Source organism: Pseudomonas putida, from assembly GCF_022627325.1.
Taxonomy (GTDB): domain Bacteria; phylum Pseudomonadota; class Gammaproteobacteria; order Pseudomonadales; family Pseudomonadaceae; genus Aquipseudomonas; species Aquipseudomonas putida_X.
The window spans coordinates 10675-34741 of record NZ_JAETZZ010000004.1; the positions used below are offsets into that span (position 1 = coordinate 10675).

The 24067-nt window shown below is 64.1% G+C and carries 13 protein-coding genes; 11 read left to right on the forward strand and 2 right to left on the reverse strand.

Going from position 1 to position 24067, the window contains the following annotated elements:
• Window positions 1-29: 29 nt before the first annotated feature.
• Together JNA92_RS07660 and norR are read right to left on the reverse strand one after the other, a co-directional pair.
• Window positions 30-11795 (reverse strand): BapA/Bap/LapF family large adhesin, encoded by an 11766-nt coding sequence (locus JNA92_RS07660; RefSeq protein WP_431312456.1) that lies wholly within the window; start codon window positions 11793-11795, stop codon window positions 30-32.
• 183 nt (window positions 11796-11978) lie between these two features.
• A complete protein-coding gene (gene norR / locus JNA92_RS07665) occupies window positions 11979-13529 on the reverse strand; it encodes a nitric oxide reductase transcriptional regulator NorR (protein ID WP_241804142.1) in 1551 nt (516 codons plus the stop codon).
• Between the two features lie 155 nt (window positions 13530-13684).
• Here norR and hmpA point away from each other — a divergent pair, with 155 nt between their 5' ends.
• From hmpA to JNA92_RS07720, 11 genes are all read left to right on the forward strand, one after another.
• Window positions 13685-14863: an NO-inducible flavohemoprotein gene (gene hmpA, locus JNA92_RS07670; protein ID WP_241804143.1), complete on the forward strand. Its 1179-nt coding sequence runs from the start codon at window positions 13685-13687 to the stop codon at window positions 14861-14863.
• A 382-nt stretch (window positions 14864-15245) separates the two neighbouring features.
• Complete coding sequence (locus JNA92_RS07675; protein ID WP_039601973.1) at window positions 15246-15752, forward strand: disulfide bond formation protein B; 507 nt, start codon at window positions 15246-15248, stop codon at window positions 15750-15752.
• A 558-nt stretch (window positions 15753-16310) separates the two neighbouring features.
• Window positions 16311-17255 carry a ubiquinol oxidase subunit II gene (gene cyoA, locus JNA92_RS07680; RefSeq protein WP_241804144.1) on the forward strand — a complete coding sequence of 315 codons (945 nt, stop codon included), beginning with the start codon at window positions 16311-16313 and terminating at the stop codon, window positions 17253-17255.
• 3 nt (window positions 17256-17258) lie between these two features.
• Window positions 17259-19277, forward strand: coding sequence for a cytochrome o ubiquinol oxidase subunit I (gene cyoB / locus JNA92_RS07685; RefSeq protein WP_241804145.1), 2019 nt, complete (start codon window positions 17259-17261; stop codon window positions 19275-19277).
• Window positions 19278-19280: 3 nt separating this feature from the next.
• Entirely contained in the window at window positions 19281-19904 is a 624-nt protein-coding gene (gene cyoC, locus JNA92_RS07690; RefSeq protein ID WP_241804146.1) for a cytochrome o ubiquinol oxidase subunit III, read from the forward strand.
• Complete coding sequence (gene cyoD / locus JNA92_RS07695; protein WP_012316180.1) at window positions 19904-20236, forward strand: cytochrome o ubiquinol oxidase subunit IV; 333 nt, start codon at window positions 19904-19906, stop codon at window positions 20234-20236. Before cyoC ends, cyoD begins: the two co-directional genes overlap by 1 nt.
• Window positions 20237-20247: 11 nt before the next feature.
• Window positions 20248-21135, forward strand: a complete 888-nt coding sequence (gene cyoE, locus JNA92_RS07700) for a heme o synthase (protein WP_241804147.1) — start codon at window positions 20248-20250, stop codon at window positions 21133-21135.
• A 298-nt stretch (window positions 21136-21433) separates the two neighbouring features.
• The gene (gene alaC / locus JNA92_RS07705) at window positions 21434-22642 is read left to right on the forward strand and encodes an alanine transaminase (protein ID WP_241804148.1); all 1209 of its coding nucleotides are present in this window, start codon (window positions 21434-21436) and stop codon (window positions 22640-22642) included.
• Between the two features lie 153 nt (window positions 22643-22795).
• Window positions 22796-23179 (forward strand): YkgJ family cysteine cluster protein, encoded by a 384-nt coding sequence (locus JNA92_RS07710; RefSeq protein ID WP_241804149.1) that lies wholly within the window; start codon window positions 22796-22798, stop codon window positions 23177-23179.
• Between the two features lie 361 nt (window positions 23180-23540).
• Entirely contained in the window at window positions 23541-23795 is a 255-nt protein-coding gene (locus JNA92_RS07715) for a hypothetical protein (protein ID WP_241804150.1), read from the forward strand.
• The gene (locus tag JNA92_RS07720; protein ID WP_241804151.1) at window positions 23788-24039 is read left to right on the forward strand and encodes a DUF3077 domain-containing protein; all 252 of its coding nucleotides are present in this window, start codon (window positions 23788-23790) and stop codon (window positions 24037-24039) included. The genes JNA92_RS07715 and JNA92_RS07720 overlap by 8 nt, the downstream gene beginning before the upstream one ends.
• Window positions 24040-24067: the final 28 nt, after the last annotated feature.

Consider the following 24067-nt stretch of genomic DNA (forward strand, 5'->3'; position numbering starts at 1 on the left):
GGCATGGCGCCCGGCGGGTTACTGCGGCCTCAGACGACATGGATGCCGTTCTGCACCCACAGGTGGTGGCTCGGATCCTCCTGGGCCGTGTATTGGTTATAGTCGATGCCGTCGGCGCTCTGGCTGCCGGTCAGGCTCCAGTTATCGGTCATGTGCACCGAATCCTTGTCGTCACCTTTGATCAGCAGGGTGCTGCTGCCGCTTTCGGTGACGGCCACCACATCCGCCAGGCTCAGCGTCAGGGCCACTGCGCTGGTGTCGTTGAGGTCGATGATTTCGATGTCGTGGACACGCTCGGCCAGAGAGCTCAGGTCGATGCTGGCATCGCCGCCGCCCCACAGCAGGGTGTCGGTACCACTGCCGCCGTCGACGCTGGCGAAGGCCTGGTCGACCACCACGAGGGTGTCGTCGCCGGCCCCGCCTTGCAGGCTGATGTGCCCGCCCTGGCTGCCATCGAGGTGGTCATTGCCATCGCTGCCGGCAATCACCTCGGTCGATGCGGCCGTGGCCACACTGGCCAAGGCCGCCCCCTCGTCACCGCTTTCAGCCAGCAGCGAGGTGGTCGCGGTAAACCCGGTGGCGTTGTCCAGGTTGATGGTCAGCGTTGCGGTATCGGTGGTGCCGTTGGGGTGCGTCAGTTCGTAGGTGAAGGTGTCCTGTTGGCCGATCACTGCCGAGGTCAGGCCCTCCTTGAGGGTATAGGTGTAGCTGCCGTCAGCGTTCACCAGAAGCGTACCGTAGGTGCCGGCCACGCTCACGCCGTTGTAACCGGGGATGGCGTAAGTGTTGGCCGCTACCAGCACGCTGAGCACGGTCAGCGTCGAACCGAGGTTGTCGGCTCCGCCCCCGGCAGTGTCGGTCAGCAGGTTGCCGGTCACGGGGGTGTAGCCGCTGACCACGAACTCGTTGGTGTACGTGGTGGTGGTGTTGAGGCTGGTGGTGATCGAGCTGGCCAGGCCAATGCCACCTGCGCTGACACGGATCTCGTAGGTACCGGCGCCCTGGTTCTGGAAGGTGTAGGCCGAACCGCCGCCGAGCAGGCTGACCAGCGACCCACCGGGCACAGACTGCACGAGGACGTACTGGCCGGTAGCCGTGTTGAGTTTGTAAAGGCCGAGGGTGGTGCCGTTGAGCAGGCCCAGCAGGTTGGCGGAGTTGAGTACCACTTGCAGGTTGGCGGTGGTGTCAGCGGCAACGGTGGTGGTGTAGGCCGCCTGCCGCGAGCCGATCAGCGGCAGGGACAGTGTGCCCAGTGTGGCGCTGGCGGTGTCCACCCGGTTCGCCAGGCTGATGTTGGTGCTGTCGATGTCGTTGACGGCATCGACCACCGTGGCGGGCGCGCTGAGGTTGCTGTCGCTCCAGACCTCCGTGGCTTGCGGGCTGTCGATTCGCACATACAGGTTGGCGACATCGGTCAGGCCGTTGCCGTGCACCAGTTGATAGCTGAACACGTCCACCTTGCCGACGCTGGCGGGGGTGCCGTTGGGCGTGTAGGTGTAGCTGCCATCGGCGCGGATCACCAAGGTGCCATACAGGCCCTGCACTTCGGTGGCGCTGCCGGCGGTGACGTAGCTGCCGTTCTTGAGCACTTGCAGCACGGCACTGCTGTCCGGGCCACGGGCATCGGTGGTGCCGTCGACCCCGGGGTCGGTGATGACGTTGCCGGTAGTGGGGGTACCGGTGCCGGTGAACTGGGTCAGGCTGGTGGTTTCGATGTCCAGCGTGGTGGTCACGTTGGTCACCAGGCCGATCCCGCCACTGGCGACGGTCAGCCGGTACTCACCGGCTTGCAGCTCGCCGATGTCGACGCGCACCCCTTGGCCCAAAGGCAGCAGGACCAGGTCCAGCAGGCCTTGGCTGTTACCGGTCGCCACCGTGACCCAGGCCCCGGCAGCATTTTTTACCTGCAAGGTGAAGGTGGTGTTGTCGAGCAGGGCCAGGGCACTGCTTGTGGTCAGCGTCAAGGTAGGGTCAACCGTGGTGCCGGCCCCGACCGTCCAGGTGTAAGTCTTGCTGAAGCCCGCCAGCAGGGTGGTGAAACTGTCGGTGTAGGTCTGCGTGGCGACAACCGGTGCCAGGTTGACGGTGGCGCTCGCCAGGTTGTCGCTGGCGATCACCGGTGCATTGGCGTCGACGTCCGGCGCGGTGATGGTGACGTTGCCGGAGACGTTGTTGCGGGGGTCGGTGAGCGACACCGACAGGCTCTGGCCGTTGTCCTGGGCAGGTGTCAGGGTGACGGAGAAGGTGCCGTCGGGCTGCACCGTGCCGGTTTGCAGGACGGTGCCGTTGGCGCTGCGCACCGTGACCGTGGCGCCAGCCTCGCCGCTGCCGGTCAGCGTGCTGCCGTCGGCGCTGATCACCAGGTTGCTGGCCAGCGCTGGCGGGGTGAGGTCTGGAGCGGTCAGTGCGGTGCCGGTCGAAGCGTTGCCGCTGGCGTCGGTCAAGGTGACCGTCAGGGCCTGGTTGTCGATCTGCGCCGCCGCCAGGCTGACCACGAACAGGCCGTTGCTGCCGACTGTGGCGGTGCCGAGCACGGTGCCTGCCGCGTCGCGCACGGTGACGGTGCTGCCGATCTGGCCAGAGCCGCTGACCGTGGTGCCGTTGGCGTTGATGGCGGCCACTGGCGCCGCGGGTGGCGTGGTGTCGGGTGCTGTGACGCTGGCGCTGCCGGACTGGTTGCCGGCGGCATCGGACTGGCGCACGGTGAGCAACTGCCCGTCGTTCTGCGTGGTGGAGAGGTTGACGGTGAAGCTGCCATTGGGTTGCACCACCGCGCTGCCCAGCGGCCCGCCCGGGCCGGTGACGGTGACTGTCGCGCCGGGCTCGCCGACACCGGTCAGCACGGTGCCTGCGCCGCCCACGGCCAGGTTGGTCGGTGCCGCCGGCGCCTGAGTGTCCGGCGCGGTATAGCTGGTGCTGCCCGAGGCATTCGCTGCCGCGTCGACCTGCGTCACACCGAGTACCTGGCCGTTGAGCTGCGCGCTGGCCAGGTTGATGCTGAACACGCCGCCCGCGTTGACCACGCCGGTGCCGAGCACATTGCCATTGGCATCGCGCACGGTGACTGTGGCATTGGCTTCACCAGTGCCGGTCAGCACCAGGCCATTGGCGGACAGCGCAGTGACCACCGGGTTGGCCGGCGGCGTGCTGTCTGCCGCCTGCACGAACACCGGTTGCGACTCAGTGCCCGCCACCGCCTCGGCAGTGACCGACAGCGATTGGCCATTCAACTGGGCGCTGTCGAGTTGCAGACTGAAGTCGCCGTTGCCGTCCGCTGTACCAGTACCGATCACATTGCCCTCACTGTCATAGACAGTGATGGACGCCCCGCTGGTGGCGTTACCCGTGAGGGTCAGGCCGTCAGGGTCCAGCACCACGTTGGTCGGGGGCGCTGAGGGTGGAACATCCGGGGTGAGGTAGGTCTGTACTGGCGAGGGGTTGGTACCGTCGTTTTGGATCACTTCCAATGTGACGTCTGCGCCAGGTGCGGGGTCGAGGCCGATGGAGAAGTTGCCATTGGCATCGACCACGCCGGTGCCGATCACAGCGCCTTCCAGGCTGACCGTCACTGTAGCGTTGGGCTCGCCGCGCCCGGTGAGCACGTCGTAGTCGGCATTGATGGCCAGATTGGTCACCGGTGCAGGCGGCGACGTGTCGCCAGCCTGGTAAGTGGCTGGCAGCGAAGCGTTGCCCGCCTCATCAAGGGCGACCACGGTCAGCAATTGGCCGTTGTCCTGCGCCGGGCTCAACGTCACGCTGAAGGTGCCGTCTTGGTTGGCCTGGATGGTGCCGAGAATGGTGTTGTCCGGGCCGCGCACGGTGATGATGCTGTCGGGTTCGGCACTACCGGTCAGCAGCGTGCCCGTCGTGTCCAGCGCCAGGCCGGTGGGTTGCCCCGGTGGCACCAGGTCCGGGGCGGTCACTTCGAGTGGCGCGCTGGGGTTGCCGGTGGCGTCCTGAGCGACCACGGTCAGTACCTGGCCGTCGATCTGTGGGGTGGTGAGGTCAAGCACGAAGGTGCCATCAGGGTCGATCACGCCCTGGCCGACCATGTCGCCACGGTCGTTCATCACGGTGATGCGCGCCCCTGCTTCGCCGCTACCGGTGAGCTGGGTGCCGCTGTCGTTGAGCACCGCGACCACCGTGGCCGGCGGCGTGGTGTCGGCTGCGGTGGCCGAGCTGATGGGCGATACGTTGTCGCTGTCGTCTGTCAGGGTTACCTGAACCGTCTGGCCGTTGAGCTGCGCCGAGCTGAGGTCGACCACGAAGGTACCGTCGGCCCCCACGGTGGCGGTGCCGATTTCAGTGGTACCCAGGTACACCCGTACCGTGGTGCCCGCTTCGCCGACGCCGCTTAGCTGATCGCCTGCAGCATTGAAGCGCAGTTCGGTCGCCGCTGCAGGGGGCGTGAGGTCGGGGGCATCGACGGTGACCGGCGCGCTGATGTTGCCGGGTGGGTCGGCCTGCTGTACCGACAGCACTTGCTGGTTGATCTGGGCGGGCGACAGTTCTACAGAGAAGCTGCCGTCGGTGAGCACAATGGTCGTACCGAGCACTACGCCTGCGGCATTGGTCACCGTGACGGTGGCGCCTGGTTCACCCTGGCCGGTGACCACGCTGCCATCGGCATTGATGGCCACCTCTGTGAGGATGGCCGGCGGCGTGAAGTCGGGCGTTTGCAAGGTGGCGACCGCCGACACGTTGCCGGCTGCGTCGGCCTGGCTGAGGCTGAGCAGTTCGGCGTTGCCCAGTGCCGGGTTGAGCGTGACGGTGAAATTACCGCTGGCATCGACCACTGCCGTGCCGATTTCGTCGCCCTGGGCGTTGGTCACACTCACCTGTGCGCCGGGCTCGCCGCGGCCGGTGAGGGTAACCCCGTCGCTGGAAATCGCAAGCTCGGTGGGGGCGGCTGGAGGGGTGGTATCGGCTGCGGTGATGGGGCTGGGGTCGGACTGGTTGCCGGCGGCATCGGTCAGTACCACCTGCACCTGCTGGCCGTTGGCTTGTGGCGCGCTGAGCGTGACCTGGAAGGTACCGTCGGCGCGGACCACTGCGCTGCCCAGTGTACTGCCATCGGCAGCCAGCACTTTGACGGTGCTGCCGGCCTCGCCGGTACCGTTGAGCATGCTGCCGCCGCCGGCGAATGCCAGGTTGCCAGCTGCATCGGGTGCCACGCGGTCGGGCGCAGTCAGGCTGACACTGTCGGACTCGTTGCCCGCGGCGTCGGTCTGCTGTGCACTGAGCTGCTCGCCATTGATCTGGGCGGTACTCAGGCCAATGCTGAAATTACCATCGGCACCGACAACCGCGGTGCCCAGGTCGACACCGCCTTCGCCGAGCACGGTCACCGTGGCGCCCGGCTCACCTCGGCCGGTGAGCGTCAGGCCATCGGCGCTCAGCACCAGGTTGGTCAGCGCTTGTGGAGCGGTGGTGTCCGGCGCCTGCAGGGTCGCAGGCAACGAAGCACTGCCATCGGTGCCCACGGCACTGACCTGCAAGACTTCACCGTTGGCCTGAACGCTGTCGAGGTTGACCGTGAAGCTGCCGTCATTGCCCACTGGCGCAGTACCCAACAGCACGCCGTCAGGGCCATACACACTGACGGTGCTGCCAGGGGATCCATTGCCGGTAACCACCAGGCCGTCGGCTGAGAGCGTCAGGTTGTCCGGAATGTCCGGTGCCAGGTCGCCCGGCGCGGTCACGGTCTGTGCCGGCGAGGTGTTCTGCGCGGCATCGGACTGGGTCACGCTGAGGTTTTCGCCGGCTATCGCTGCAGGGCTGAGCGCGACGGTGAAATGGCCATCGCTGCCGACCGTGGCGGTCCCCAGCGAGGTGCCGTCGGGCGCGCGCACGGTGACCGTGGCGCCGGCTTCGCCAGTACCTGTCAGGCTGGCGCCGTCGGCAGCGACGGCCAGGTTGGCGACGGCGGTGGGTGGTGTGGTATCGGCTGCGGTGTAAGGCGCGGCAGGCGACACGTTGCCTGCGGCATCGGTGGCCGTAACCTGCAAGGTCTGGCCGTTGGTTTGGGCGCTGCTCAGGGTGACCTGGAAGGTGCCATTGCTGCTGGCCACGGCGGTACCCAGGACATTGCCTGCGGCATCACGCACGGTAACGGTGCTGCCTGCTTCGGCGCTGCCGCTCAGTTGCACGCCACTGCTGGCCAGGGCGAGGTCGGTTGGCGCCGCGGGTGGGGTGAGGTCCGGCGCTGTTACCGCAACGGGCGGCGAGGTGTTGTTGCCCGCGTCGGTCTGGGTCACGCTCAAGTTCTGGGCGTTGAGTTGCGCGCTGGTCAGGGTGAGGGTGAAGCTGCCGTTGGCGACCACCTGGCCGGTGCCAATGATGGTGCCATCGGGGCCGCGTACCGTCACGCTGGCACCCGCTTCACCCAAGCCGGTGAGGGTCAGGCCATTGTTGTTGAGCACCACATTGGTCAGCGGGGCTGGTGCGGTGAGGTCGGGTGTATCGAGGGTGACAGCAGGCGAGGTGTTGCCAGCTGCATCCAGCTGGCTCACACCGATCGCCTGGCCGGTTGCCTGTGGCGTATCGAATGTGACCGTGAAACGTCCATCAGCACCCACGGTCGCGGTGCCGACCACGGTGCCGGCGGCGTTGCGCACCTGCACGGTGGCGCCGGCTTCGCCACTGCCTGACAGCTGCCTGCCATCGGCGCTGAGCACGGGGTTGCCGACCGCCGCCGGGGGCGTGCGGTCCGGTGTTGCCAGGTTCGCCGGGCCAGACACATTGCCAGCGGCATCGCTGAGGGTGACCTGCAAGGCGCTGCCGGTGGTTTGCGCACTTGGCAGGGTGATCTGGAACTCGCCGCTCTGGTTGACGGTGCCGGTGGCCAGTACCGCGCCACTGGCATCGCGCACTGTCACCGTGGCGCCCGCCTCACCCTGGCCGCTGACGACGGTTGCCGCGCTGTTCAGGCTCAGGCCGGCGGGCGCATCAGGTGCTTGCAGGTCAGGCGCCTGCAAGGTTGCGGCCAGCGAGCTATTGCCCGCCGCGTCGCTCTGGGTGACGGTGAGGTTCTGGCCGTTGGCTTGCTGGGGTGTCAGTGTGACGCTGAACAAGCCGTTGCTGCCAACGATGGCGGTGCCCAGTTCGGTGCCTTGGGCATCGACCACGCGCACGGTCGCACCCACCTCGCCCTGGCCGGTGAGGGTACTGCCGCTGCCGTCGAGGGCAAGCTGGGTGGGGGCATCCGGGGCGGTATTGTCTTCGGCCACGATCGTGGCCGGTACGGAAGGTTTACCGCCGGCTGAAAGGCGTGCGCTGACCTGCAGGGTCTGGGCATTGAGCTGGGCGTCGCTGAAGAACACGCGGAAGATGCCGTCGCTGCCGACCGTCGCGGTGCCCAGCGTGGTGCCGCCGGAGGTCACGGTGATCAGCGAGCCCACGGTGCCTTGGCCGGTCAGGAGGAAGCCGTCGGCACTGATGGTCAGCGCCGTGGGTGTGGCGACCTCGGTGCCGTCTGGCCCGTCCACGTTTACTGGGGTCTCGTTGCCAGCGTCGTCCCGGACCACCACCTGCACGGTGTCGCCGGCAACCAGAGGTGGGTCGACTTCGACCACGAAGGTGCCGTCCGGCCCGGCGGTTGCGGTGCCCAGTTCAGTGGGGCCGTCGCGAACGATGATGGTGGCGCCGGGTTCGGCAGTACCCCCGATGGTCCCGCCATCCGGGCTGATCGTGATGTCGGTGGCCGCATCAGGCGGTGTGGTGTCCGGCGCGGTAACGGTCGATGCGCCAGAGTCGTTGCCGGCCCCGTCGCTGACCACCACGGTCAGGGTCTCGCCATTGGTGAGCGGGGTATCAAGCGGCACGCTGAAGCTGCCGTCACCGTTCACTGCAACGGTGGTGGAATTGCCACTGGGGTCGGTCACCGTGACCGTGCTGGCCCCGGGGGCGTTGCCGGTCACCGTGGTGCCATCCGGGCTGACGTCTACATCGGTCGGCAGCGCAGGCGGCGTGAGGTCCGGCGCAGTGGCCTGGGCAGCGAGGGAGGTGTTGCCGGCAGCATCGGTGAGGGTCACCTCGAGGCTCTGCCCATCCAGTTGCGCTGGCGACAGCGGCACGCTGAAGTTGCCGCCCACCGGCACCACGACCGTGCCCAGCAGGTCGCCGTTGGCATTGCGCACTTCAACGGTGGAGCCGACCTCACCGTTGCCTTGCAGCGTTGTGCCATCGGCACTGACTTGCACGCCGGTCGGGGTGGCTGGGCCGGTTGAATCGTCGGCGGTGAAGGTGGCCGATGGCGAGGTATTGCCCTGATCGTCGACAAGCACCACCGACAGAACTTCGCCGTTGGTCTGGGCAGGGGCGAGGGTGACGGTGAAGCTGCCGTCGGGTTGCACTTGGGCATCGCCCAGCAATTGCCCGCCAGCATCGCGCACTTCTACGGTGGCGCCTGGCTCACCTTGCCCGCTCAACACACTGCCATCGGCGCTCAGCCCCAGGCCTTGTGCAGGTTGCGGTGCTTCCAGGTCGTTGGCGGTGACGGTGCCGGCAGTGGAGGTGTTGCCCGCAGCGTCCGCCTGGGTGACGGACAGCGTCTGGCCGTTGAGCTGCGGTGGGTCGAGGGTCACCCGGAAGCTACCGTCGGCCTCCACCACGGCAGTGCCCACTACTGCGCCGCCGGTGCCGATGACGCGCACCTGCGCGCCGGGCTCGCCGCTACCGGTGAGCACGCTGCCATCGGCGGAAAGGGCCAGGCCGGTGGGGGTGTCGGGCGCCTGATTGTCCGGGGCTGGCAGGTCGACCGCTGCAGACACGTTACCGGTTGGGTCGCGTTGCTCCACGGTCAAGGCCTGGCCATTGGTCTGCGGCGGGGCAAGGGTGAGCTCGAAGGTACCGTCGCCGGCCACCTCGACGCTGCCCAGTACAGTACCGTCGGGGCTGCGCACGATCACGGTGGCACCTGGTTCGCCAGTGCCGCTGACGGTGGTGCCGCTGTCGTCGATGCTCGGGTTGCCGACGACTTGCGGTGGGGTACTGTCGGGCGCGGTGAAGTCGACCGGCCCGGCACTGTTGCCCAGATTGTCGGTGGCCTCCACGGTCAGGCTCTGGCCGTTGCGCTGTGGCGGGTCGAGGGTGACATCGAAGCGCCCGTCGGCGCCGACTGTCGCGGTGCCCAGTACGGTGCCGTCCTCCGCCCGCACCGTGACGATCGAGCCGCTCTGGCCCTGGCCGGTGAGGTGCAGGCCTGTGCTGTCGATGGCCAGCGCGGAAGGCTGCAACGGGCCGTCCAGATCCGGCGCGGCCAGGGTTGCGGTCGATGTGTTGCCGGCAGCGTCACTCAGCGCCACGTCGAGCATCTGGCCATTGGTTTGGGCCGGTGTCAGGGTGACGGTGAAGACGCCGTTCGCACCCACCACTGCCGTGCCGAGCACTGTGCCCTCGGCATCGCTGACCTGCACGGTGGCCCCGGGTTCACCGCGGCCGGTGAGGGTGACGCCATCGGCGCTCAGGTCCAGGTCACTGGCAAGGTTGGGCGCGGTGATGTCCGGTGCGCCGACCTGGGTCGGCAGCGAGCTGTTGCCGTCAGCGTCCAGGGCCACCACATCGAGCAGTTCGCCGTTGGCTTGAGGGGGGGTCAGGCCGATGGTGAAGGTGCCGTCATTGCCCGCTTGCACGCTGCCCAGCACATTGCCTTGGGCATCGCGCACTTCGACAAAGCTGCCTGCAGGCGCCGTGCCGCTGACGGACGAGCCATCGGGGGCCACCACCAGCCCGGCCGGGCCTTCCGGTACGGGCGTCTGCGGCACGGTGATGCTCAGCTCAGGCGATGCATTGCCGGCAGCGTCGGTTTGCACCAGCACGATGCTTTCGCCCGCCACCACCGGAGCATCCAGTTCGACCAGGAAGGTGCCATTGGCTGCCACCGTGCCACTGCCGATCACATTGCCGTCGGCATCCAGCACTTGCACGGTGGCACCCGCTTCACCGCGGCCCGCGATCACGACACTGCCGGCGCCCACTATCACGCCGGTGATCAGTGCCGGGGGCGTGATGTCCGGGGCGGTATACGCCAGTGGTGCGGAGCTGTTGCCAGCGGCATCTGTGACCGTGATGGCCAAAGGTTGGCCGTTGGCCTGGGCAGGGTCGAGGGTGAGGCTGAAGCGGCCATCCGGCCCGGCGATAGCGCTGCCGATCAGGTCGCCGGAGCTGTCGCGCACTTCTACCCGTGCACCGGGTTCGGCGCTGCCGGTCAGCGTTTGGCCGTCGGTGAGCGTCAGCCCGGTCGGTTGCCCAGGGGCTACCAGGTCCGGTGCCGTCAGCGGGCTTGTCGGTGATACGTTGCCAGCGGCATCGGTCAAGGTCACTTGCAGCGACGAGCCATCGGTCACGGGCGTGGTCAGTTGCAGGGTGAAGGTGCCATCAGGCTGCACCGTCCCGGTGCCCACGACCTGCCCCTGGTCGTTCGTTACGGTTACCGTTGCACCTGCTTCACCGCGCCCCGATACGGTACGGCCATCGCCGCTGATGATCAGGTCAGTGGCGGGCGCCGGCGCAGTGGTGTCACCCCCGCCGGTATCGATGTCCGGCGCGTTGACGGTGCCGGCAGTGGAGGTGTTGCCGGCGGCGTCACTGGCAGTGACTTGCAGCGCCTGCCCCTCGGTTTGTGGGGGTTGCAGGGTGACGTTGAACAGGCCGTCGGCACCTGCCACGGCGGTACCCAGCAGGGTGCCGTCAGCGGCACGCACTTGCACGGTGGACCCGGGTTCGGCACGGCCGCTGACGATCCTGCCATCGGCGCTGACAGCCAGGTCGGCCGGTTGCGCGGGCGGGGTGGTGTCAGGCGGGTTGCTAACCCCGTCATCGGGTGCGTTGATGGCTGCGGCAGGTGAGGTGTTGCCGGCAGCGTCACTGGCAGTGACTTGCAGCGCCTGTCCATCGGTTTGTGGGGGTTGCAGGGTAATGCTGAACGAGCCGTCGGCGCCTGCCACGGCGGTACCCAGCACGGTGCCGTCAGCGGCACGCACTTGCACGGTGGACCCGGGTTCGGCACGGCCGGTGAGTGTGGTTCCCTGCTCGTTCACGGCCAGTTCGGTGGGCGCCACGGGGGCGGTTGCATCCGGCGCGGTCACGTTGCCCGGCTGCGAGATGTTGCCAGCCGCGTCGGTCAAACTGACGTCCAGGCTTTCGCCATTGACCTGGGGTGGGTTCAAGGTGACGGTGAAGGTGCCGTCGGCGTCCACGGTACCGGTGCCCAACAGGTTGCCAGCGGCATCACGCACGTTCACCGTGGCGCCCGCTTCGCCGCGGCCGGTGAGGCGCAAGCCATCGGGCGATACCAGCAGGTCGATCGGTGTGGCGGGTGGCGTGGTGTCACCTGGGGCGGAGCCGCCGCTGCTACCGCCACCACCGCCGCTGCCTGCGGCGGCGGCAGCGCCGCCAACGCCCAGCAGGCTCAACCCGGCAATCGCCCAGGTTGGGGTTTCGCTGCCCGCGACGCCGATGCCGGCGACCAGGTCATCGAGCGAGTCGACTTCCTGGAAGGTGAAACCGGTGAAGGCTTCGGCATCGTAGTTGGCGTACCACAGGGTGCCGTCTTCGCCGACGAAGACCATGTCACTGCCCACACCTGCCTGGTCCACGGCAAAGAAGTTGCCGACGGTGACCTTTTCCCCAGACTTGAGGGTGACGATCAGGTCCTGACCGCGCCGGGTCACGGTTGCCACCTGGTCCGGCGCAACGGGCATCTGCACCACGCCTGGGCTGTTGAGCGTGATATTGCCCCAGGCATTCTGGGTGGCGACGGTGGTTTGCTTATCGGCAACGACGATATTGTCCATGGAGGCTCCCTGCTGATTGCGGTACACAGGGTCGGCGTAAGCGATCCTGCTGGCGCAACCGCTTGTGCAGTAGCACGCAGCCCGGTCGTCTAACGGTCCTGTTACCGGTGGTAAGGGAGATATAGCAGCCCAACGGAAAGCAACCAGAGGCTTTCTGGGTTAATCCTTTTGTACGAAACGCGTCTAGCGCAGGCCCAAGCGCCGCGCCAGGCGGTTCAAGTTGGCGCGGTCCAGGCCGAGCTCGCGGGCGGCGGCGGCCCAGTTGTCCTGATGGCGCTGCAGGCAGGCATCGATCACCTGGCGTTGGTAGCCGTCGACAGCCTCGCGCAAGCCACCTTCGGCCAGCGCCGGCGCCGGCAAGGGCGCCGGGGCGGGGGCCTGTACCACGCCCGCCTCGGTACGCAGGTCCAGGTCACTGGCTTGCAGTGTGAGAATACGTGGCCGGTCCGGGTGCTGGCCCAGTGCCTTGAGGGCTGAGCGGCCGATCAGGTGTTCCAGTTCGCGCACGTTGCCGGGCCAGCCGTAAGCCAGGAGCGACGATTGCGCGTCGTTGCTCAGGCGCAGGCTGTTCAGGCCCAGGCGTGATCGATTCTGTTCGAGGAAGTACCCCGCCAACAGCAGCACATCACGCCCACGCTCGCGTAGGGGTGGAACCTGCAGCGGGTACACGCTCAGGCGGTGGTAGAAGTCGGCGCGGTAGTTGCCGTTGCGCACCTCGGCGGCAAGGTCGCGATTGGTCGCTGCGATCAGGCGCACATCGACTGTGTGTTCGCGGTCTGAGCCCAGACGCTGCAGTTGCCCGCTTTGCAGTACCCGCAGCAGCTTCGCCTGCACCGCCAGCGGCAGTTCGCCCACTTCGTCGAGAAACAGCGTGCCGCCATTGGCCAGTTCGAACTTGCCGCGGCGCTCACCGTGGGCGCCGGTGAAGGCCCCGCGTACATGGCCGAACAGTTCACTTTCCACCAGCGTGTCGGGCAGCGCGGCGCAGTTGAGGCTGATCAGTGGCTTGTGGGCACGGTGGCTGGCCTGGTGCAGGGCCTGGGCCACCAGTTCCTTGCCCACCCCGGTTTCACCGGTGATCAGCACCGTCAGGTCGCTGCCGCCGACCAGGCGTATTTCGTCCAGCAGGCGCCTGTGCGCCGGGCTTTGGCCAATCAGCTCTTTGCCCTGGCCGCTGGCCTGGCGGTAGATCTCGGCGCGCTGGTGCTCATCCTCGGCGCGCAGGGCCAGGTGTTCGATGCGTTCGGCCACCGTGACCGTGGCGGCTGCCAGGCTGGCGAAAGCCTGCAGGGCATCCAGCTCCAGGCTCTGGAACTGGCCAGGGGTGAGGGCATCGAGCGTCACCAGGCCCCAGGGGCGCTCGTCGACCATCAGCGGGCAGCCCATGCAGTCATGCACGTGAAGGTCGACGTCGTGGGCATTGACCAGCCCGTCATAGGGGTCGGGCAACTGGGAATCGCTGGGGAAGCGCGTGGGCTCGGCGCGGCTGAGCAGCACCTGGAAGCGCGGATGCTCGCTCACTTTGAAGCGCCGGCCCAGGGTATCGGCAGACAGCCCGTCGACCGCCAGTGGCACCAGCCATTCGCCATCCAGCCGCAACAGCGCAGCGGCATCGCAGGGTAGCAGGCCGCGCATGGCTTGCAGCAGGCGGCGGTAGCGTTCCTGGTCGGGCAGGTCGCGGGACAGGTCGCTGACCAAGGGGAGCAGGGCGGTGAGCAACGGCTTTGCGGTCATAAGGACTCCTGTTGGTCTAAATGACTATACTCCGCGGCTGGTCTTTTTGACATCAAATAGTATAAGTGCTTGATCTTTATGGAATTAAAGTTTGGCACGAATACTGATACTGCACATGCAACCTTTCCAAGCCCCTGGTTCAGGAGTCGTTGCAAATGCTCAATGCCGAACAACGTGCAATCATCAAAGCCACCGTCCCGCTGCTGGAAACCGGTGGAGAAGCGCTGACTACCCACTTCTACCAGTTGATGCTCAGCGAGTACCCGCAGGTGCGCCCACTGTTCAACCAGGCCCATCAGGCCAGTGGCGACCAGCCGCGCGCCCTGGCCAATGGCGTGCTGATGTACGCCCGGCACATCGACCAGCTGGAACAGCTCGGCGGCCTGGTCGGCCAGATCATCAACAAGCACGTCGCCTTGCAGATCCTGCCGGAGCACTATCCGATCGTTGGCAGCTGCCTGTTGCGGGCCATCGAGGAAGTACTCGGTAAGGACATCGCCACTGCCGAGGTGATCGCTGCCTGGGGCGCGGCCTACGGGCAGTTGGCCGAGATCCTCATCGGCGCCGAGGAAGGCCTCTACAAACAGAAGGAAGAGGCCGTCGGTGGCTGGCGCGGTACCCGCGAATTCCGCTTGGTGCGCCGCGAGCAGGAAAGCAGCGAGATCGTTTCGTTCTACTTCGCCCCCGTGGACGGCAAACCGGTGCTCAAGGCTGAACCGGGCCAGTACATCGGCTTGCAATTGTTCATCGACGGCGCCGAGCAGCGTCGCAATTATTCGCTCTCGGCGTTGTGCGATGGCAAGCAATACCGCATCAGCGTCAAGCGTGAGGCGGGCGGCAAGGTGTCCAATTACCTGCATCATGAAATGATGGTCGGTGACACACTGCAACTGTTTCCGCCGTCCGGCGACTTCACCCTTGCCAGCAGTGACAAGCCGCTGGTGCTGATCAGTGGTGGGGTGGGCATCACGCCGACCCTGGCGATGCTGGAGGCGGCCCTTCAGACCCAGCGCCCGGTGCACTTCATCCACTGTGCACGCAATGGTGCGGTGCATGCCTTCAGCGAGTGGGTGGATGGGCTGGCCAAGCAGCATCCTCAACTCAAGCGCTTCTATTGCTATGCCGAGGATGATGGGTCGCGTGATGCCAATGCGGTTGGGCTGTTGAGCCAGGAGCTGTTGGCTGAATGGATGCCGAGTGAGCGTGATGTGGAGGCGTATTTCCTTGGGCCCAAGGGCTTCATGGCGGTGATCAAGCGCTACCTGGAAGCGCTGGGCGTGCCGCCGCAGCAGAGCCGCTATGAGTTCTTCGGGCCAGCGGCAGCCTTGGAATGATGTATTGACCGTGCTGCCCCCATCGCCGGCAAGCCGGCTCCCCCCAGGCACGCTGCTGGTCTCAGGGCCGGCGGCGTATCGTCGATTTCTCCTATAAAGGAAAGATGAACCACGCCGGCCATCTTTCATCCTTAATCGTCCTTTAATCACTGTATCCTTCACTCCCGGGTGTCGAGGGGCTTGCCTCTGCGCGGCATCCGGGCAGCAGCTTTTTTACCGGCCGGCGTTGAACCGACGGCACGCCCGCCGGTCTCAAGCCCACTCCGGATAGCCCTCGCAGTGCTGTCTTGCCGCTTCCTCGACACGCTAACGGTCAGACCTGCGTGTAGAATCGCGCCAGGCAGGTGGACCACGCTGCCCCTATCCATCGAAGGAACCGGCAATGAACGAACAAACATCGCGCCTGAATCGGGAACGGCGCTTTCTGGTGCTACTGGGGGTGATCTGTCTCGCCCTGATCGGTGGCGCTTTGTACATGCAGGTGGTGCTCGGCGAAGCGCCCTGCCCGCTGTGCATCCTGCAACGCTATGCCCTGCTGTTCATCGCCGTGTTTGCCTTCATCGCCGCCGCGATGCCCGGCCGGCGCAGCCTCACGCTGTTCGAGGGGCTGGTGGTGCTTAGCGCCATTGGCGGAATCGTTGCGGCCGGCAACCATGTGTATATACTCGCCAACCCCATGGTCAGTTGCGGTATCGACACCCTGCAGCCGATCGTCGACGACCTGCCGCTGGCCAAGCTCTGGCCGCTCGCCTTCCAGGTCGACGGGTTCTGCAGCACGCCATACCCGCCGATCCTCGGCTTGTCCCTGGCGCAATGGGCACTGATGGCGTTCGTGCTGACGGCCATCCTGGTACCGCTGGGCATCTATCGCAACAGGCGCCAGCCTTAGACATAAGTCCCGATTTTGCTGTGGTCTTTTGCACCCACAGAGAAGAGGGAAAAGTCGCCCACCGCTTGATCCAGATCAACCACAAAGCCTTGCAGGACGCGGGTTTGAGGCCTATCAAGCGGGGTGCGACAAACTGTCGCGAAGTTGAATTTCCAACCACTATTGTTACGCATTCTGTAAAAGACTGTTGCTCAATAAGTCATAGTCAAGGGTTGGCGACCTCACTACAATCGCCCCCAATTTCCGTTCGGCACTGCTTGCGAGTCGCAGGATTGAAGGAAGCCCCAGCGCTTTCTTTTGCTGACTTCGTCAAGTTTCGCCCAGCGGCGATACCGGGCGGATACCCCTCCGCGTTTTCCCGCACCAAACGGACTTGGTCTGAAGTACAGGCCTGTTGCCTACGAAACCATAAGCACCGCTAACACGCTTGAGCCAAGGTCCTGCAGTCGGGCCCCAGGCAGGAGCGTATTCGGGCGCGAAATGCCTCACTTGGCAGGACGAAGTGTTGGCTACCAAAACACAAATTGCATTGAAGCAAGCTGATCTAGAGGTCGTGAGATGAGTAAAAAGCGTTACCCCAGACTGTTTGGCATATTGCCCTTTTTAGGCATGCTTTTACTCAGCGGGTGCAACTGGACCCTGCTCGACCCGAAAGGTCAGGTCGGCATTGAGCAAAAGAACCTCATCCTCATCGCTACCGGCCTGATGCTGCTGGTGGTGATCCCGGTCATCATCATGACCGTGGCGTTCGCCTGGAAGTACCGTGCTTCCAACAAGGCGGCCACCTACACCCCAGATTGGTCGCACTCGACCAAGATCGAGGCTGCGGTGTGGATCATCCCGATCCTGATCATCATTGCCCTGGGTTATGTCACCTACAAGTCCACCCACAAGCTGGACCCCTACCGTCCACTGGATTCGGACGTGAAGCCGATTCAGATCGACGTGGTCGCACTGGACTGGAAGTGGCTGTTCATCTACCCGGAACAAGGCATCGCCACGGTCAACAAGATCGTCTTCCCGGCTAACACCCCGGTCAACTTCCGCGTCACCTCCGACGCCGTGATGAACTCGTTCTTCATCCCGGGCCTGGGCGGTCAGATCTACGCCATGGCCGGCATGACCACCAAGCTGCACCTGATCGCCAACGAAAACGGCGTGTTTGACGGTATCAGCGCCAACTACAGCGGTGCTGGCTTCACCGGCATGAAATTCAAGGCCACTGCAACCTCCCAGGAAGACTTCGACAAGTGGGTCGCCGAGGTCAAGCAGTCGCCGAAGAAGCTGGACAAGGCCGAATACGACGCCTTGGCCAAACCAAGCGAAAACAACCCAGTCGCGCTGTATAGCGAGGCCTCGCCTGACCAGTTCCAGATCATCGTCGACAAGTACGAAGGCATGAACCGCGGTCGTCCGAGCCACGAAGAAGCAGGCAGCAAAGATCTGGCCACTACCAAGGGTGTGGAATCGAGTATGCAACCAGCTGCCGGTGCAGAGGAGTAAGAGATGTTCGGTAAATTAAGCCTGGAGGCGATACCCTATCACGAGCCGATAGTCATGGTGACGCTTGCCATGATCGCGCTCGGTGGTATCGCTGTCGTCGGTCTTATCACCTATTTCCGCAAGTGGACCTACTTGTGGACCGAGTGGCTGACCACGGTCGACCACAAGAAAATCGGGGTGATGTACATCATCGTCGCGATGGTCATGCTGCTGCGCGGCTTTGCCGACGCCATCATGATGCGTACCCAGCTGGCTGCTGCTACCGGCGGCTCCGAAGGCTACCTGCCGCCTGAACACTATGACCAGATCTTCACCGCTCACGGTGTGATCATGATCATCTTCATGGCGATGCCGTTCTTCACCGGCCTGATGAACCTGGCGGTTCCTCTGCAGATCGGTGCACGTGACGTTGCCTTCCCGTTCCTGAACTCCCTGAGCTTCTACCTGCTGCTGGCAGGCGTGCTGCTGGTCAACATCTCGCTGGGCGTTGGTGAATTCGCCAAGACCGGCTGGGTTGCCTATCCGCCGCTCGCGGGCATTCAGTACAGCCCTGGGGTGGGTGTCGATTACTATATCTGGGCGCTACAGCTATCCGGATTGGGTACGACGCTTACCGGTGTGAACTTCCTCGTCACCGTGATGAAGATGCGCGCACCTGGCATGAAACTGATGGACATGCCGATCTTCACCTGGACCTGCACCTGGGCCAACGTGCTGATCGTCGCTTCCTTCCCGATCCTGACCGCTGCACTGGCACTGCTGACTGTTGACCGTTATCTGGACTTCCACATCTTCACCAACGAGCTTGGTGGGAACCCGATGATGTACGTCAACCTGTTCTGGGCGTGGGGTCACCCTGAGGTTTACATCCTGATCCTGCCGGCCTTCGGCGTGTTCTCGGAAGTGACTTCGACCTTCTCCGGCAAGCGTCTGTTCGGCCACCACTCGATGATCTACGCATCGGGCGCGATCGCCATCCTGGGCTTCGCCGTATGGCTGCACCACTTCTTCACCATGGGTGCCGGCGCCAGCGTCAACACCTTCTTCGGCCTGGCGACGATGCTGATCTCCATTCCGACCGGTGTGAAGTTGTTCAACTGGCTGTTCACCATGTACCAGGGCCGTGTGCGCTTCACCGCACCGATGATGTGGACCCTGGGCTTCATGATCACCTTCTCCATCGGTGGCATGACCGGCGTTCTGCTGGCTGTTCCAGGTGCTGACTTCGTGCTGCACAACAGCCTGTTCGTGATCGCCCACTTCCACAACGTGATCATCGGTGGTGCGGTATTCGGCTACATTGCCGGCTTCGCCTTCTGGTTCCCGAAAGCCTTCGGCTTCACCCTGAACGAGAAGTGGGGCAAAGCTGCCTTCTGGTTCTGGATCTCGGGCTTCTACGTAGCGTTCATGCCGCTGTACGCCCTGGGCTTCATGGGCATGACCCGTCGTCTGAACCACTCCGACAACCCGCTGTGGGAACCCTACCTGTACGTTGCCGTCGCCGGCGCCGTGCTGATCCTGTTCGGTATCGCTTGCCAGCTGATCCAGATCTACGTTTCGGTCCGCGACCGCAACCAGAACCTGGACGTGACCGGCGACCCATGGGGCGGCCGTACCCTGGAATGGTCGACTTCGTCGCCACCTCCGTTCTACAACTTCGCTCACATGCCTGAGAAAGTTGGTCTGGACTGCTGGCACGAAGCCAAGGAAGCCGGTGTTGCGTACAAGGCTCCGGCCAAGTACGAAGCCATCCACATGCCGAGCAACACTGCTACCGGCTTGTTCATGGGCCTGTTCCTGACCGTCTTCGGCTTCGCCTTCATCTGGCACATCTGGTGGCTGGTGGGTGCGAGCCTGGTTGCGACCATCGCTGTCTTCGTTCGCCACGCTGCGCGTGACGACCAGGGCTACATGGTTCCGGCCGAAGAAGTGGCGCGCATCGAAGGCGAGCGCATGAAAGCGCTGGCCAAAGCAGGTGCTCTGCCTGCCGGCGCACGTGTCGAATCGTTTGAGCGGGTGTAATCAATGTCCAGTCAAGTAATCCACGGCGATGCTCATGGTCACGACCATGGGCACGACGATCACCACCACGACTCGGGCCAGATGACCGTACTCGGTTTCTGGCTGTACCTGATGACCGACTGCATCCTGTTTGCGTCGCTCTTCGCCACCTACGCGGTGCTGTCCGGCAGTTTTGCCGGCGGCCCGTCGGGTCATGACATCTTCCAGCTCGATTTCGTAGCTGTAGAAACACTGTTCCTGCTGCTGTCCTCGATCACCTTCGGCTTCGCCATGCTGAAGATGTTCGACGGCAAGAAAGCAGGCGTGCTGGGCTGGTTGGCAGTGACCTTCCTGTTCGGTGCTGCGTTCATCGCGATGGAAATCTACGAGTTCCATCACCTGATCGTTGAGGGCTACGGCCCGCAGCGCAGTGGCTTCCTGTCGGGCTTCTTCGCCCTGGTAGGCACCCACGGCCTGCACGTGACCGCCGGCCTGATCTGGATGGCAATCATGATGTACCAGATCAACAAGCACGGCATCACGCCGACCGCCAAGACCCGCATGAGCTGCCTGAGCCTGTTCTGGCACTTCCTGGACGTGGTCTGGATCTGCGTATTCACCGTCGTCTACCTGCTGGGGGTTCTGTAATGGCTAACGCACACGACACTCATCACGAAGGTAACCACGGTAGCGTGAAGTCCTACATGATCGGCTTTGTACTGTCGATCATCCTGACCGCGATCCCGTTCGGCCTGGTGATGTACCCGAGCCTGCCGAAGAACCTGACCGTCCTGATCGTGGTGGCCATGGCCGTCATCCAGGTGGTAGTGCACCTCGTGTACTTCCTGCACATGGACCGCTCGAAAGAGCAGCGTTCCAACGTGTCGACGTTCCTGTTCACCACCATGGTGATTGCACTGCTGGTCGGCCTGTCGCTGTGGATCATGTTCAGCATCCACTACGAAATGATGGCCAAGTGAGGTAAGACTGCATGTCCGTTAAGCACTTTATCCAAATCACCAAACCGGGGATCATTTTCGGTAACGTGCTTTCCGTGGCAGGCGGTTTCTTCCTTGCCTCGAAGGGCCATGTAGACTTCGCCCTGTTCCTGGCGGTGGTAATAGGTACGTCCCTGGTGGTTGCGTCCGGTTGCGTGTTCAACAACTGCATCGACCGCGACATCGATATCAAGATGGAACGCACCAAGAACCGCGTCATGGTCCAGGGCGGCATGTCGCTGACCCTCGCGCTGGTCTACGCCACCCTCCTCGGGGTGGCGGGCTTCAGCCTGCTGTATGTCCAGGCCAACCCGCTGTCGGCGTTCTGCGCGCTGATCGGGTTCATCGTCTACGTCGGTTTCTACAGCCTCTGGCTGAAGCGCAAATCGGTGCACGGCACCTTGGTCGGCAGCCTGTCCGGTGCCATGCCTCCGGTGATCGGCTACTGCGCCGTCAGCAACAGCTTCGACCTGGCGGCAGTGACCCTGCTGGTGATGTTCAGCCTGTGGCAGATGCCGCACAGCTTCGCGATCGCCATCTTCCGCTTCAAGGATTACAGCGCTGCCAACATTCCGGTCCTGCCGGTGGCGCGCGGTATTCTTGCGGCCAAGAAGCAGATCGTGCTGTACGTGCTGGCCTTCGTGCTCGCTACCCTGATGCTCACCCTCGGCGGTTACGCCGGCCTCGGCTACCTGGCCGTGGCAGCAGCCATGGGCCTGTACTGGCTGTACATGGCCTGGGGTGGTTACAAGGCCGAGGACGACAGCAAGTGGGCCCGCAAGGTATTTGGCTTCTCCATCCTCACCGTCACCGCCCTGAGCGTGATGATGTCGGTGGACAGCCAGACTGCCGCGGACGTGCTGATGACCTACGCGCGCTGATACAGTCGCCTGCAACATCAAAAACCCTGGCCTTGGTGCCAGGGTTTTTTTATGGGTGTCAGTCAGTGCTGGCCTCTTTGGGGGGCAAACGGCAACCGTGTGAGTGGCTTTAGCTTGGAAGAGGGCAGTGCAAACAATGAAATCCTGGTAATTCAAAGAATAAGCCTGAAAAGTTCTAAGTAATCAGGAAATTATCCTTTACACATACGCCTGCTCGGCACTATCTTCTGAATCAGGCCGCCGCAGCGGCCAGCGTCGCTCGGACGGTTCCGGGCGCTTACGTTTCGTAGAGGAAACCATGGCCGACCAAGGTTCGCCGCGCCGCTTCGCGCGCATCGATCGTCTCCCCCCGTATGTCTTCAACATCACTGCCGAGCTCAAGATGGCTGCCCGCCGCCGTGGTGAGGACATCATCGACCTGAGCATGGGCAACCCTGATGGCGCGACGCCGCCGCACATCGTCGAGAAGCTGGTACAGGTTGCCCAGCGTGAAGACACCCACGGCTATTCCACCTCTCGCGGCATCCCGCGCCTGCGTCGGGCGATTTCCAACTGGTACAAGCAGCGCTACGAGGTCGACATCGACCCGGACAGCGAAGCCATCGTCACCATCGGCTCCAAGGAGGGCCTGGCCCACCTGATGCTCGCCACGCTCGATCAAGGCGACACGGTGCTGGTGCCCAACCCGAGCTACCCGATCCACATCTACGGCGCAGTGATCGCCGGTGCCCAGGTGCGTTCGGTACCGCTGGTGCCCGGTGTCGACTTCTTCAACGAGCTGGAGCGGGCGATCCGCGAGTCCATCCCCAAGCCGAAGATGATGATCCTGGGCTTCCCGTCCAACCCTACTGCCCAGTGCGTAGAGCTGGACTTCTTCGAGCGCGTGGTGGCCTTGGCCAAGCAGTACGACGTGCTGGTGGTGCACGACCTGGCCTACGCCGATATCGTCTACGACGGCTGGAAGGCGCCCTCGATCATGCAGGTGCCGGGGGCCAAGGACATTGCGGTGGAATTCTTCACCTTGTCCAAGAGCTACAACATGGCTGGCTGGCGGATCGGCTTCATGGTGGGCAACCCTGAGTTGGTCAGCGCCCTGGCGCGGATCAAGAGCTACCACGACTACGGCACCTTCACCCCGCTGCAGGTGGCGGCCATCGCCGCGCTGGAAGGCGACCAGCAATGCGTGCGCGACATCGCCGAACAGTACCGCCAGCGCCGCAACCTGCTGGTCAAAGGCCTGCACGAGCTGGGCTGGATGGTCGAGAACCCCAAGGCGTCGATGTATGTCTGGGCCAAGATCCCCGAGCAGTACGCCCACCTGGGGTCGCTGGAGTTTGCCAAGAAGCTGCTGGCTGAAGCCAAGGTGTGTGTCTCGCCGGGTATCGGTTTTGGCGATTACGGTGATGACCACGTGCGCTTCGCCCTGATCGAGAACCAGGACCGGATTCGCCAGGCGATCCGGGGCATCCGGCAGATGTTCCGGGCTGATGGCCTGAGCCGCAAATAGCGCAGTTTCAGGGGCCGCGATGCGGCCCCTGATGTTTGCCGGATCGGCGGCAAACTATTTTTCATTGCCCCTCTTCTCAGCCGACCTGGCTTCGATTACAAATGGCGCCGCGGGCCAGCCCCGATAACAATAACCTTCCCCTTCCGTGCCATCATGTCCGAATACAACCCTTGCCTTGACTGCGGCGCCTGCTGCGGGTACTTCCGTGTGTCCTTCTTCTGGGGCGAATGCCAGTCAGCCGGTGGCCTTGTGCCCGATGACCTGGTGGTGCAGATCAACCCAACCCGGGTAGCCATGATCGGCACCGATGCCAAGCCCTGCCGTTGCGTCAGCCTCAAGGGCGAAATCGGCAGCGAAGTGGCGTGCACCATCTACGCCAACCGTTCCAGCCCTTGCCGTGAGTTTGAAGCATCGTGGGAGGGCGGCGTGCACAACCCCAGTTGCGACGATGCACGTGCTGCTTATGGCTTGCCACCGCTGACGCCACCGGGGGCCAATGAGCCGCATTGGCCGGATGATGGGGCCGAGGTGGCTTGAGCCCTTTGCGGCGGCCTGCGGCGTAACTGCCGCAGGCCGTTGTAAGAAGTTTCTGAATCTGAAACCAAATGCTTCAGAAAGACGGGCTTGGCGAATTATCTTACGAGCCCTGTCGGATGCCGTCTGATAGGCAAGCCTGTACCTCATAGGTAACTTTTCGCGGTCGCTGTGGTTTTGCGACCGGGTGTGAGAAGCCTGTAGTTTGAGATCGCTTGCCAGATATGGCAGCTGTGCGCGTGCAGGCTTCGGTCTGGCCGTGGTGATCTCGGACACGGTCTTCTCACCTCGCGCATGGCTGCCACCCAATCTGTGAGAAGGATGTGAGTGGTTGCTTCTGAAGCCTCTACCGAGAGAAGTGACTATGAAAAAGCTCGTTCCCGATCCCCCCGACAGCTGCCCCATTCCCTACATCACGATAATCGCCGACCTTTCCCTTGAAGACGCCAAGGCTCACGCCGCCGCGCTCATGGATAGCCTTTCGAGCACCATCGAGCTCTACCTCAGCACCGTGGGCGAAGACCAACGCAGGGTGGTGCTGGACAACATGGGCATCCTCACCGATCTTCTGCGGGCCCTTTTCAGCCACATGACCACGCTGGAGAGGGAGCATGAGTGATGACCTCAAAGCGCGAACCACGGCGGGTCGAGAGACCTTTCTCGGGCTGTATGCCATCCAGCCGGGCGTGCCGCTCGATCACGCGTTTGACGAACTTTCTGTTCTGCTTGGCTGCATTCGGCATTTGAGTGAGGAAGCGGAGATGGAGGGAAACCTCGTTGCCGGCAGCGCCGCGCGCATCCTGAGTGCCATGGCCAAGGCGCTGATCAATGACATGGAGGTGGGGTTGAACCGCGGTGCCTGAAGCGTGTTGGCCAAGGGTGCTGCAGCGC